The sequence below is a fragment of the Ruegeria sp. HKCCD8929 genome, assembly GCF_013031405.1.
Taxonomy (GTDB): domain Bacteria; phylum Pseudomonadota; class Alphaproteobacteria; order Rhodobacterales; family Rhodobacteraceae; genus Ruegeria.
This window is the reverse complement of the sequence record NZ_WPZY01000004.1, coordinates 71,712-84,022: the sequence shown is the minus strand read 5'-3', so window position 1 is coordinate 84,022 and position 12,311 is coordinate 71,712. Positions and strand designations below refer to the sequence as shown.

Here is a 12,311-nt window from a genome sequence, read left to right as displayed (position 1 = left end):
CCGCCCAAAAATTCTGACCGCTAGGAGATTGCAGACCGTCATGAAAAGCACCCGAACCCATGTTCAGAACGAGCGCTCGGCAAGTATTGCTCCGAACCTCTCCGGGCGTGTGCCCGGTAGAGTGACCCTGGGTCCGGTCAACGATCTGCACGAACAGCAGGCGGATCAGGCCGCTGAGCGGATCGTTTGCGGAGGCATGGCGGCAGGCACCGCATTTGCGGCGCCACCTTCACCGAGGACGACCGTGCAGGCCAGTACCGCAAACGCGCGCAACCCGGCGCACGAGAGGGCCGCGCCAGCGGCCGCCGTAGCGGTCTCGCAGGGCGGGCGGCCGCTGAATGCGGGTGAGCGCGCCTATTTCGAGCCACGTTTCGGGCGGGACCTAAGCCATGTAAGGCTACATCAGGGTGCACGCGCCGCCCGGGCCGCCCGGGATATCGGTGCACGAGCTTTCACGCTGGGCAACCATGTCGGCTTTGCCGCCGGGCAATATGATCCGCACTCACGCCAGGGCCGTCACCTGATCGCGCATGAGCTGGCGCACACGCTGCAGCGGCCAGCGCCAGCGCGTATGATCCGTCGGGTGCCGGACGGGTTCGGACTGGATGACGAACATCCGGGCCGCCGCAACGACCCGTTCGCGTCGCCCTCGCAGCGGATGCGCGACCCGCGTGGTCCTGGCCCGCATTCCACCCTGACTTACTTGCAGTCGCGCGAGCTTAGCCGGTGTATCGAGATCATGGGCAACGATCCATGGGGCCGTGCGTCCTGCGCCAACACGGTGCTGGGCACGCCGATACCCGATTGGCTGTCGGTTCCGGGCGTGTCCTCGCCAGTACCCTCGGCGTCGCGTCCACGTGCGGGCGGTGGGGCCACGATGAACATCGGTCCGGTCACGCTGACCATCCTTCCCGATACAAATTCATCCGACCCAAGCATGCGGAACAAGGCCGAAACCACCATCACACCTGATCAGATCCCTACAGGCTCCAATCTGGTGTCCTGGGTGTCCCATGGCGGCAGCGTCACCTCGTTCACAGTGCATCCGGCAGCGTTCCGGCTGACGATCCAGACCACTTACGGGCCTGGCGTGACGGCGGCTTCAGTGTCGGGCTACGGGCGGGGGACAACGGCGCGGGATCAGGCGACGGGGTCGACCTCGCTGGGGTTCCACGAAGGCGAACATGGGCGCGACTTCATCACCTTCCTGCGCAACAATCCCTATCCCAGGTTCCGGGGCCAAAACGGACAATCCGTCGCCGTCTTCTCGGCGCGGGCCACGCAGTTCCAGAACGCGTTGCAGCGATACATAAAGCGCATGAGCCGCGCCTCGGCGCTGGCTACCGACTGCGTTGGGACCACCGTAGACCAGTTCAACGCCGCCAATGGCAGTGCCACCACCACCTGCGTGGCGCAGCCGGGCGATCCGACACCGTGAGGCGACCATGACCGGATTTCCAGGTTCACCCAAACTCATCCGCGCCGGGCTGGTGCTGATCTCGTCCGAGACGGGCGCGGTTGAGCGCATCATCACTCTGCAATACACACCAGAGACCCTGTCGCGGCAGATCGAGGCGCAGGCGATGTCTGATCAGGGCAACCGGGCGCAGCCCCTGCGCCTGCGTGCGCCTGCGGTCGAGACCATCACGATGGACGCGGTGATCGACGCCACCGATCAGCTGGAATTCCCCGACCGCAACCAGAACACGGTGGAACACGGTATCTTCCCGGCGCTGTCCGCGCTCGAGACCATGCTGCATCCCACCACTGCGCAGCTCAACCGGCAGAACACCCAGGCCGGAGCGGGCTCGTTCGAGATCGCTCCCGCCGAAACCCCGCTGGCCCTGCTGGTCTGGAGCGCCAGCCGGATCATGCCGGTGCTGCTGAAGTCGCTGCAGATCACCGAGGAGTTCTTTGACCCCAACCTCAACCCGATCCGGGCCAAGGTGTCGCTGTCGCTGCGCAGCCTTTCGGTGGACGATCTGGGGTTCAATCATCGCGGCTCAGGCCTGTTCATGGCCTACCTGCAGGCCAAGGAGCAGCTGGCCACCAAGGCCACACCCGGATCGCTTGACGCGCTGGGCGCAGGAGGTGCGCTATGACCAATCCGATACAGGCGATGCTAGAGGCCGGGATTGTCGAAGCCACGGATTTCCCCCCAGAAAGCCGCTATCACGGCATTCCGACGCGCACGTTTATCGCTCCCGATGGCCGCGCCATCCCTTATCTCGTGCGCCGGTTCGCGCCGCCACCCGAGAACTTTGCCACACTGGGGTTCCGTACTGTGGCCGAGGGCGACAGGCTGGATCGGATTGCTGCCGAAACCATCGGCAATCCGCAGGGCTTCTGGCTGCTGTGCGACGCCAACCGTGCGATCTGGCCCGAAGAGCTGGAACAGACCGGATTCCCCTTGCGCCTGACCCTGCCCGAAGGCGTGCCCGGGCCTGAGGACGAAGGATGATCCAGGGCGTCGACATATCGCTGCTCTTCGGCCCTGGCGTGCCGATCCCCGCCCCGCGTGAGGTGATCGAGGCGCTTGAGACCGTGCGGGTCGAGGAGAATTCGGGCGAGACCCAGTCGGGATTCGAGCTGATCTTTTCGGCCGACAAGGACTCGCCGCTGAACACGATCTTTCTGCTGTCCGGTGGTTCGGCCCTGCCGATCCTGCGGGTAGCGCTGGTGGCGACCATCGGCGGGCAGGCGACCTCGCTGATCAACGGAGTGGTGACCAAGACCGACCTGCAACCCGGTTCGGGCGGCGATCCGGCGCGGCTGTCGGTGAAGGGCAAGGACCTGACGGCGGCGATGGAGGTGATCGACTTCTCGGGCCTGATCCCCTATCCGGCGATGCCGCCCGAGGCGCGTGTGGCGCTGGTCCTCGCCAAATACGCCTGGCTGGGCATCATTCCACAGGTGATCCCGAGCCTCGAAGGCCCGCCGCTGCCGACCGAGGTGATCCCGCGCCATCAGGACACCGATCTGGCCTATGTCCGGGCGCTGGCCCGCGATGCGGGATACACGTTCTTCATGAAGCCCGGCCCGGCGCCTGCCACGTCCTTTGCCTACTGGGGCCCGGATATCCGCATGGGCGACGTGCAGCCCGCGCTGACGGTGGACAGCGGGTCCTCGGACAATTGCGAGAGCCTGAGTTTCAGCTTCGACAAGGAAGAGTCCGAGATCCCCATCGTCTATATCCACAACGCGCTGACCAAGGCGCCGATCCCGGTGCCGATCCCCGGGCAGGTGCCGTTCATGCCACCGCTGGGGGCGGTGCCGCCAATCCCGCCCAAGATCACCCGGCTGCGCGATACCGCACGGCTCAACCCGATCCAGGCGCTGGCCCGCGGCTTTGCCCGGGCGGCGCAGACGCAGAACGCGGTCAGCGGCTCGGGCTCGCTGGACGTGCTGCGCTATGGCCGGGTGCTGCGGGCGCGGTCTCTGGTCGGCGTGCGCGGGGCGGGGCAGCCCTTTAACGGCGTGCACTATGTCGACACGGTCAGTCATGAGCTGTCGCGCGGTCAGTACAAGCAGAGTTTTACCCTCAAAAGGAGCGGGCTGCTGCCGGCCCGTGCGTCGATACCCGCATGACGGAACGCTATCTGGGAAAATACCGCGGAACGGTGGTCAACAATGTGGACCCGATGCTGACCGGGCGCATTCAGGCCATCGTGCCGGACGTCAGCCAGGTGGCACTGACGTCGTGGTGTATGCCGTGTTTCCCGATGGCCGGGCCCGCTGCCGGGGCGATCAGCGTACCCCCCATCGGTGCCGGGGTCTGGATCGAGTTCGAACGCGGCGATCCCGACTACCCGATCTGGACCGGATGTTTCTATGGCTCGGCGGCCGAGGTTCCGGCGCTGCACCAGCTGACCCCGCCTGCGGTCAGCGCGGTCACCATCCAGACGCTTTTGCAGAACGGCATTACGGTGACCGACCTGCCGGGCCCAACCGGAGGGATCGTGCTGAAGACCGCCGCCGGCGCGTCGCTGATCGTCAACGATACCGGCATCTACATCCAGAACGGGCGCGGCGCCTCGATCATCATGACCGGCCCGACGGTGACCGTGAACAACGGCGCCCTGACAGTGATTTAGGGAGGAACGGAGATGAGTGGCCCCATCCTGCACTTAGGCGCAAGCGTCACCTGCTCGCACGGCGGGCAGGCGCTGCCGGTGTCTCCCTCGGCTCGGGTTCTGGTGGGCGGCCAGCCTGCCGTGGCGCAGACTTCGCCCTGGACCGTGGCGGGGTGCGGGTTCGTGCCGCCGGGCGGCAACGGGCCCTGCGTGACCGCCAACTATGTGGTTGCGGCGACGCGGGTGCTAATCGACGGGGCGCCTGCGGTGCTGATGTCCTCGACCTCGATCTGTTCGCCCACCGGCACGCCGCTGATCCCGGTGCAGGCGCAGACGCGGGTGGTTGGGATGTAGGCGATGCAGGTTGATTTCCCATATCACTTCGACGGGCGTGACCGGACAGCCGAGACAACCGAGGCCGACCATATCCGCGACCTGATCGAACAGATCCTGTTCACCAATCCCGGCGAGCGGGTGAACCGCCCCGAGTTCGGTGCGGGTATCTACCAGCTGCTCTTTGCGCCGGTCAGCGCTGAGCAGGTGGCGACCACCGAGTTCATGATCCGTGGCGCTCTGCAACAGCATCTGGGCCGCAGGATCGAGGTGCAGGACATCTCGGCGCAGGCCCATGACGCCACGATCACCATCACCATCGCCTACCGCATCCTGACCACCGGAGCCGAGGACACGGCCAGCTTTACGATGGGAGACGGCGCATGATCTATCACTGCTGCGACCCCCGAAGACGTGAGCGCGTGTTGCAGGCCATCGCTGACGGCATGGCGATCAACGGCATCGACTTCCTTGAGGTGCTTGACCGTGAGGCCCCCGCCGACACGCCCGCGCAGAGCACGCTGCTGCTGCGCTTCCTCGATACCGCGCCCGCGCTGACGCTGGAGAATTTCGAACTGACCGGCGGCGAGCGCATCACAAATGTCGAACTGGAATGGGTCACCCGCGCCGATGCACCTGACGCTACTCTGGCCGAGCCCGGCCTGATCGCCTGGCTGGCGGGTCTGCCCGATCCCGGTCAGGTACTGGTGCTGCGCACCTCGTCCAGCGGCGATCACGCCAAGTACCGGCTGCGGCTGGTGGCGAGCCCCGGCGATCTGTCGCCGCCTGCAAGCATCGACCGGGTGCTGTCCGAGGTCGCGTTCTCATTCAAGGTCGAATGCCCCACGGATTTCGACTGCGCGCCCAAAATCGTTTGCCCGGAAGAGCCGCCCGAGCAACCCGCACTCAGCTATCTGGCCAAGGATTACACCAGCTTCCGCCGCCTGATGCTGGGGCGGATGGCGCAGATCATGCCCGACTGGCGCGAACGCAGCCCCGCCGATCTCGGCATCACCCTGGTCGAGGCGTTGGCCTATACCGCCGACCGGCTGTCCTATGCGCAGGATGCGGTGGCGACCGAGGCCTATCTGGCCACTGCCCGCCGCCGCTCATCTGTGCGCCGCCATGTGCGGCTGGTGGATTACCGGATGCATGACGGCGCCAATGCGCGGGTCTGGGTGCATCTGGATACCGACGACGACGTGACATTGCCTGCGCGGACGAGGGTTCTGACCCGGCTGATCGGCTATGACCCGGTGATCGCGCTTGCCAGTGATGAGGAACGCGATGCGCTGAACCTGTCGCCGCTGGTGTTTGAAACGCTGCACGACAAGGACCTGTTCGCCGCACATAACGCGATGAACTTCTACGAATGGTCCGACGCCGAATGCTGCCTGCCCAAGGGCGCCACGCGCGCCACGCTGGCGGGCGATTTCCCCGATTTGGCCGTCGGCGACATCCTGATCTTCGAGGAACGGTTGGGCCCGCGCACCGGGCGCGCTGCCGATGCCGACCCCTCGGCCCGCCATGCGGTGCGTCTGACGGCGGTGCAGGCGGGGCTGACCGACGACCTCGAAGGCGCGCCGATCACCGAAATCCGCTGGGCCGAGGAGGATGCGCTGCCCTTCCCGGTCTGCATCTCCAGCGAGCTGGACGAGGCGGCGGGCGGCGGGCTGCAGCGCGAGGTCTCGCATGTGCTGGGCAATGTGGTGCTGGCCGATCACGGCATGACCATCGCGGATGAGGATCTGGGCGCCGTGCCTGCGCCGCATCTGCAACTGGTGGCCGATGCCTCGCACGATCCCTGCGACCGGCCCGAGCCGCGCAATGTGCCGCCGCGCTACCGGCCCCGGCTGGCCGAAGGCCCGGTGTCGCAGGTCGCCGCCTTCGACCCCGACGCGCCCTCGGCCTTTGCCGCCACCGATCTGCCGCCGGCGGGGCGGCGGCCTGCGGTCTGGCTGGCTTCGGGCATGCCGCCCGCAACCGAGGATTGGCAGGCGCAGCCCGATCTTCTCCAATCGCTACCCGAACAGACCCATTTCGTGGTCGAGACCGAGGCCGACGCCTCGGCTCATCTGCGCTTTGGCGACAACCAGAATGGCCGCCGTCCGGTAGCAGGCACGCCCTTTGCGGCAACCTACCGGGTCGGCAATGGGCGGGCGGGCAATGTGGGCTCGGACGCGCTAAGCCACGTGATCACCGGCGTCAGCCAGATTACCGGCGTGCGCAATCCGATCCCGGCCACTGGCGGAATGGACCGCGAGACGGTGGAAGAGGCGCGGCAGGCCGCTCCCTATGCCTATCGCCGTCAGGAACGCGCGGTGACGCCCGAGGATTACGCCGAGATGGCCCGCCGTCACCGCGACGTGCAACGCGCCGTGGCGACCTTCCGCTGGAACGGGCACGGGCATACCGTGTTCGTCACCGTGGATCGTTTCGGCAACCGCCCGATCACGCCCGAATTCGAGGCCGAACTGCGCGAAGAACTGAACGCCCTGCGCATGGCCGGTTACGATCTTGAAGTAGACGGTCCGCGTTTCGTGCCGCTTGAGATCGCCCTTTTTATCTGCGCCCATCCCGACCATTTCCGCGCGCAGGTGCGGCAGGCAGTGCTGCGGGCGCTGTCGGCGACGCGCAGCCCCGATGGCTCGACCGGGTTCTTCCACCCCGACAACTTCACCTTCGGCACGCCGGTCTACCTGTCGGCGATCTATGCGCATGTCATGGCGGTTGAGGGCGTCGCCTCGGTCAAGGCAAAGCATTTCCGGCGGCGGGGCTCGACCCGGACGCAGGCGCTGGACGATGGCGAGCTGACCTTTGGGCGGCTTGAGATCGCGCAGCTTGAGAACGATCCGAACTTCCCCGAGCGCGGCGCGCTGGAAATTGAGATGGGAGGTGGAAAATGACGGACGGACCCATCCTCGTCGGCCACCCCGACGAAGGCGCCACCGCCGATATCTGCGGCTGCTGCGAGGGCACGTCGCTGTCGACCGTGCGCGACACCGCCAACCGGCCCAACCTGTCGGCCATCGCCTTCCGCGCGGGCGACCATGCGCGGTTCAAGGCGTCGATGCTCACCGGGCTGGCCTCGGCCGCGCATCCGGCGCTGGCACGGCTGCGGACGCGGGCGGATGACGATTTCTCGATTGCGCTGATCGACGCCTGGGCTTCGGCCTGCGATGTGCTGACCTTCTATCAAGAGCGGTTGGCGAACGAGGCTTATATGGGCACCGCGACAGAGCGGCTGTCGATTGAGGAACTGGCCCGGCTGATCGGCTACCGCCTCCATCCCGGGGCGGCGGCAGAGACCGATCTGGTGATCCTGATGGAGGACCCGCCGGGCGCCGAGCCGGATGTGGCCGAGTTGGAAGTGCCGCCCGGCACTCGGGTCCAGTCCCAGCCCGGCCCGGGCGAAGAGGCGCAGGTGTTCGAAACGCTCGAACCGCTGGACACCCGCGTCGCCTGGAATGCCCTGCGTCCGCAGCGGAGCCGCAATATTCTACCCGCGAATGGTGCCACCGAGGCGTGGCTTGCGGGCACACCCAATTTGGCCGTCGGGGACGCCATCGTCTTTGTCGACCGCGAGCGTTGGGACCAGGATTTCAGCGGTTTCGATGTGGAATCCGGCCGCTGGAATCTGCGCCATGTCCTGTCGGTGGAACCGGCACAGGACGGTACGCGCACAAGGATCACCTGGGCGGGCGGGTTGAGCAACATAGCCCCCGCAAGCTCGGCCACCGATCCGGCTTTGCGGCTTTATCACCTGCGCGAGCGGGCCTCGTTCTTTGGCTTCAACGCGCCGCATCCGGTGGTGCTGACCTTAAATCAGCGTGCAGCGTTCGGGTTTGACGGTCAGAGCCCGCCCTCCAACTCGCCTTCGCCGATCAGCGGAACCGACACCGATCCGGGTGATTGGGTGTTCGAGTTCGAAGCCTCGGACCGCATTCATCTGGACAATGTCTACAAGAGCTTTGTTGAGGACAGCTGGATCGTCATCCGCCGCGCCGCGGGCGCCAACCAGATCTACCGCATCGAAACCGCGCTTGAGGATTCGCGGGCGGCTTACGCGATCAGCGGCAAGGCCTCACGCCTGCTGCTGGACACCTCGCATCGGTCGGACCTGTTCGAGGGCGACGATTATCGCGGCTGTGCGGTCTACGGCGCCAGCGAAGAGCTTGCCTTTACCGACGTGCCGCTTGAGCAGTGGGTGGCGGGCCATCAGATCGACCTGGATACCAGTGCTCAGGATCTGCCAGAGGGGCGCAGGCTGATCTTCCGCGGCAAGCGCGCGCATCTGGAGTTTCGGGGGCTGACCGGCACGCTCGAGCCCAACGAAGGCCCGGATCGCACGATCACCCGGGGGCAGGTGCTGGTGCTGCTGGACAAGCCGGTACCGCTGGGCTCAACCAGCCTGTTCCGGGTGCAGGACTTGGCTGGATTTGTTGGGACAATGACCGAGTTGCCAAGCCAGTTCCGTGTGGTTCGAGCGCCGGAAGAAGCCGAGGTGGTGGCGGTGCCCGCCGGGCTGGATAGCGTCACCGCGCTGAGCGCACGTCGGTCGCGGCTGGAACTGGCCCAGCCGCTTGGTGCGGCGTTCGACCGTCACAGCCTGATCATCCATGCCAACGTCGCCCGCGCCGCCCACGGCGAGGGGGTGACGGAAATCCTGGGCCATGGCGATCCGTCGGTGCCTTTCCAGAAATTCCTGCTGAAGCAGGCGCCGGTCACACATCGGCTGGCACCCACCGAAAGCGGGGTGGAGAGCACGCTGAGCGTGCGCATCGACGGGGTCGAGTGGGCGGAGGTATCCGATCTCTATCAGCGCGGCCCGGGCGCGCGGGTCTACAAGACCTCGCTGACCGATGCTGGCGAAACGGTGGTCGAATTCGGCGACGGCATCTCGGGCGCGCGGCCGCCTGCCGGGCGCGACAATATCGTGGCTGAACATTCGCGCGGGCTGGGAGCTGTCGGAAACCTGCGGACGGGGCAGTTGAGCCTGCCGCTCGACCGGCCTCTGGGCATGAAAGAGGTGGAAAACCCGGTTCCGGCAACCGGTGGCGCTAATGCCGAGGCTCCCGAGGACGCCCGCCGCAATGCGCCGATCCACACGCTGACCCTAGGCCGGGTGGTGTCGCTGACCGATTACCGCGATTTCGCGCTGGGCTTTCCCGGCATTGCCAAGGCCGAGGCGCGGTGGGTCTGGCAAGGGCAGGAGCGGCGCATCGTGGTGACCGTGGCTGGCGATGACGGGGCCGAGGTGCTGCCCAAGACCACCACCTATGACAACCTGCTTCTGGCCTTTCGCCGCTTGGGCGATCCGCTGGTGGGGGTCGATCTGCTGTCTTACCAACCCGCAACCTTCCGTCTAGGCCTGCGGGTTGCCGTCGATGAGGCCCATGATACCGACACCGTTCTGGCCGCGACCGAGATGCATCTGCGGCAGGCGTTTTCCTTCGAGAATCGCGATTTCGGTACGTTCCTCAGCCTGTCCGAGGTGGCTGCAGCCGCGCATGAGGTCGAAGGCGTCAATGCCGTCGATATCGACCGGCTGTCCCGTACTGTGCCACCGCAGATGGCGGCCATCGCACATGCAAGGCTGATCTCACAGACCGGGCGGTTGGGAGCCGACGGCACACTGCTGCCCGCCGAAATCCTGACGCTCGATCCCGGCCCGCTGACCAAGCTGGAGGTGATGTCATGAACCGGATCACGCCTCAGGCGCTCTATCATCTGCTGCCCGCGATCCACCGGCTGCGCGATGCGGACGAGGGCGGACCGCTCGAAGCACTGATGGCGGTGCTGGCCCGCGAGGGCGCGGTGGTCGAGGAGAACATCGAACAACTGCTCGACAACCTCTTCATCGAAACCTGCGAGGATTGGGCGGCCCCGTACATCGGCGGCACCATCGGCTATCGCGCGCTCTATCCTATTGAAGGAACGGATGTGGGCAACCGGGCCGAGGTGGCCAACACCATCGGTTATCGCCGCCGCAAGGGCACGGCTGCGGTGCTTGAGGCGCTGGCCCGCGACGTGACCGGCTGGCCGGCGCATGTGGTCGAGTATTTCCAGGCCACTGCCACCTGTCAGCACATGAACCATATCCGCCCCGCCCACCATCTGGCGCCCGACCTGCACGATCCGCTGGATCTGGAGCCCATGACCCATGCCTTCGACCGGGTCAGCCACGTGGCCGATCTGCGCGCGATCCGGCAAGGGCCAAGCGTCAAATCCATCGGCGGCAAGCACAATTTCCCGCATATCGGCCTGTTCCTCTGGCGGCTGATCGCCAAGGACCATATCCGCGTGCCGACCACACAGGTGGATGGCCGCCGCTATCTGTTTGATCCGCTGGGCGCACCGCGCCAGTTGGTCAACCTGCCCCAGCCCGAGGACACGATCAGCTCGGTCTCGCGGCCGGAACATGTGCCCGGCGATATCTCACGCCGTGCGCTGGATCGCGATCCGGCGCTCTGGTACGGGCCGGGGCGGGCGTTCGAGATCTTTGTGGATGACATCGGCGTGCCGATCACCCGGATCGAGGCCTGTGACCTGTCGGATGACGGCGCCGGATGGAACCACTCGCCGCATGACCCGATCTCTGCCGCCGATCTGGCCGAGATCGAGGCGGGCGACCCTCTGGTACCGCCCGCGAATGCGCTTGTCCGGGTTGATCCCGTTCTGGGCCGAATCGCGTTTCCCAACCCCGAGACGGGCGAGGTGCGGACCACCTTCCGTACCGGGTTCCCGGCCCGTACCGGTGGCGGGCAGTACAACCGTGCCGCCACCCTGACCCGCGATCCGGGGCAGGCGCTGATCCCAGTGCCGACCCTGACCCATCCAACGATCCAGAGCGCAATCGATGACGTGTTGCCCTTGGGCGGGATTGTCGAGATCACCACCTCGGACATCTTCGCCGAGGCGGTGGCGATTGACGCCGAACCCGATACCGAGGTCATCCTGCGCGCCGCCAACGGCCAGCGCCCGGTGCTGCGCCCGCCAGGGGCGCTAACCTTTTCTGGCGGAGAGAATGCCCGCATCACGCTGGACGGCGTGGTCGTGGACGGCCAGCCGTTCGAGATCGCGCCCAACGGGGACGGTGCCTCGCCCAAATCCGTCACCCTGCGCCATCTGACGCTGATCCCCGGCCTGTCCTTTACAGAGACAGGCCAACCAGCAAACCCGGGTGCCGTCAGCCTGAACGTGACGACAACCGGCGTCGAGTTGCTGATCGACCGCGCCATCACCGGCCCGATCCGGATGGACCAGACTACCAATGCCGAGCTGCGCGACAGCGTTGTCGATGCCGCCGCCGTGCCCGCGCGCGACAGTGCCGAAGGGTTGGCTATCGCCGGACCGGCGGGCGAGGGCGATCCGGCGGGCTCGCTGACCATCATCGCCTGCACCGTGCTGGGCCGCATTCTGGCGCGCAGCTTCCCGCTGGTGTCTGACAGCATCCTGCACGCGCGCGGCGGCACGCCGGTTCAGGCGCTGCGCCGTCAGCAGGGCTGCATGCGGTTCAGCTTTGTGCCCGATGGCTCGATCACGCCGCGCCGCTACCGTTGCCAGCCGCAACTGGCCATCGACCAGATGGTGGCGGAGGCTGAGGCCGAGGCAGGCGGGCCGATCAGCCAGGCACAGCGCAACCTGATCCGCGCCCGGATCACCCGCTGGCTGCGCCCCGGTTTTGTGGCGCAATCGGCCTCGCACCCGGCCTATGTCCAGCTACGACTGGCCAGCCCCGCCGAAATCCGCCGCGGCGCCTCGGACGAGGGCGAGATGGGCGCCTGGCACTTGCTGGCCGCCCCACAGCGCGAGGCAAACCTGCGGATCAGGCTCGAGGAATACCTCCGCTTCGGTCTGGAGGCCGGGATTTTTTATGAGACATGAATTTGAAGGAGCGACCCA

General features: G+C 66.5%; 10 protein-coding genes. All 10 read left to right on the top strand.

From position 1 onward, the window contains the following. Positions 1 to 40: 40 nt before the first annotated feature. Genes GOX53_RS07605 through GOX53_RS07560 form a run of 10 tightly spaced genes read left to right on the top strand, consistent with a single transcriptional unit; the run spans position 41 to position 12,293 of the window. Positions 41 to 1,438 (top strand): DUF4157 domain-containing protein, encoded by a 1,398-nt coding sequence (locus GOX53_RS07605; protein ID WP_171175004.1) that lies wholly within the window; start codon positions 41 to 43, stop codon positions 1,436 to 1,438. A 7-nt stretch (positions 1,439 to 1,445) separates the two neighbouring features. After that, entirely contained in the window at positions 1,446 to 2,102 is a 657-nt protein-coding gene (locus GOX53_RS07600; RefSeq protein ID WP_171175003.1) for a hypothetical protein, read from the top strand. Beyond that, complete coding sequence (locus GOX53_RS07595) at positions 2,099 to 2,461, top strand: LysM domain-containing protein (RefSeq protein WP_171175002.1); 363 nt, start codon at positions 2,099 to 2,101, stop codon at positions 2,459 to 2,461. The genes GOX53_RS07600 and GOX53_RS07595 overlap by 4 nt, the downstream gene beginning before the upstream one ends. After that, positions 2,458 to 3,588, top strand: a complete 1,131-nt coding sequence (locus GOX53_RS07590; RefSeq protein ID WP_171175000.1) for a hypothetical protein — start codon at positions 2,458 to 2,460, stop codon at positions 3,586 to 3,588. The genes GOX53_RS07595 and GOX53_RS07590 overlap by 4 nt, the downstream gene beginning before the upstream one ends. Further along, on the top strand, positions 3,585 to 4,094 hold the full coding sequence (locus GOX53_RS07585) for a phage baseplate assembly protein V (RefSeq protein ID WP_171174998.1): 510 nt from the start codon (positions 3,585 to 3,587) through the stop codon (positions 4,092 to 4,094). The genes GOX53_RS07590 and GOX53_RS07585 overlap by 4 nt, the downstream gene beginning before the upstream one ends. 12 nt (positions 4,095 to 4,106) lie before the next feature. Further along, positions 4,107 to 4,427, top strand: a complete 321-nt coding sequence (locus GOX53_RS07580) for a hypothetical protein (RefSeq protein ID WP_171174996.1) — start codon at positions 4,107 to 4,109, stop codon at positions 4,425 to 4,427. Between the two features lie 3 nt (positions 4,428 to 4,430). Next, positions 4,431 to 4,793 carry a GPW/gp25 family protein gene (locus GOX53_RS07575; protein ID WP_171174994.1) on the top strand — a complete coding sequence of 121 codons (363 nt, stop codon included), beginning with the start codon at positions 4,431 to 4,433 and terminating at the stop codon, positions 4,791 to 4,793. Further along, positions 4,790 to 7,312 (top strand): putative baseplate assembly protein, encoded by a 2,523-nt coding sequence (locus GOX53_RS07570; RefSeq protein WP_171174992.1) that lies wholly within the window; start codon positions 4,790 to 4,792, stop codon positions 7,310 to 7,312. The genes GOX53_RS07575 and GOX53_RS07570 overlap by 4 nt, the downstream gene beginning before the upstream one ends. Continuing rightward, on the top strand, positions 7,309 to 10,107 hold the full coding sequence (locus GOX53_RS07565) for a baseplate J/gp47 family protein (protein ID WP_171174990.1): 2,799 nt from the start codon (positions 7,309 to 7,311) through the stop codon (positions 10,105 to 10,107). Before GOX53_RS07570 ends, GOX53_RS07565 begins: the two co-directional genes overlap by 4 nt. Then, a complete protein-coding gene (locus GOX53_RS07560) occupies positions 10,104 to 12,293 on the top strand; it encodes a hypothetical protein (protein ID WP_171174988.1) in 2,190 nt (729 codons plus the stop codon). The genes GOX53_RS07565 and GOX53_RS07560 overlap by 4 nt, the downstream gene beginning before the upstream one ends. The last annotated feature ends 18 nt before the right edge of the window (positions 12,294 to 12,311 follow it).

What these genes read in the sequence shown, in the direction of transcription:
- GOX53_RS07605 (WP_171175004.1), top strand. Translation starts at nt 41, where the DNA reads ATGAAAAGCACCCGAACCCATGTTCAGAACGAGCGCTCGGCAAGTATT.
- GOX53_RS07600 (WP_171175003.1), top strand. Translation starts at nt 1,446, where the DNA reads ATGACCGGATTTCCAGGTTCACCCAAACTCATCCGCGCCGGGCTGGTG.
- GOX53_RS07595 (WP_171175002.1), top strand. Translation starts at nt 2,099, where the DNA reads ATGACCAATCCGATACAGGCGATGCTAGAGGCCGGGATTGTCGAAGCC.
- GOX53_RS07590 (WP_171175000.1), top strand. Translation starts at nt 2,458, where the DNA reads ATGATCCAGGGCGTCGACATATCGCTGCTCTTCGGCCCTGGCGTGCCG.
- GOX53_RS07585 (WP_171174998.1), top strand. Translation starts at nt 3,585, where the DNA reads ATGACGGAACGCTATCTGGGAAAATACCGCGGAACGGTGGTCAACAAT.
- GOX53_RS07580 (WP_171174996.1), top strand. Translation starts at nt 4,107, where the DNA reads ATGAGTGGCCCCATCCTGCACTTAGGCGCAAGCGTCACCTGCTCGCAC.
- GOX53_RS07575 (WP_171174994.1), top strand. Translation starts at nt 4,431, where the DNA reads ATGCAGGTTGATTTCCCATATCACTTCGACGGGCGTGACCGGACAGCC.
- GOX53_RS07570 (WP_171174992.1), top strand. Translation starts at nt 4,790, where the DNA reads ATGATCTATCACTGCTGCGACCCCCGAAGACGTGAGCGCGTGTTGCAG.
- GOX53_RS07565 (WP_171174990.1), top strand. Translation starts at nt 7,309, where the DNA reads ATGACGGACGGACCCATCCTCGTCGGCCACCCCGACGAAGGCGCCACC.
- GOX53_RS07560 (WP_171174988.1), top strand. Translation starts at nt 10,104, where the DNA reads ATGAACCGGATCACGCCTCAGGCGCTCTATCATCTGCTGCCCGCGATC.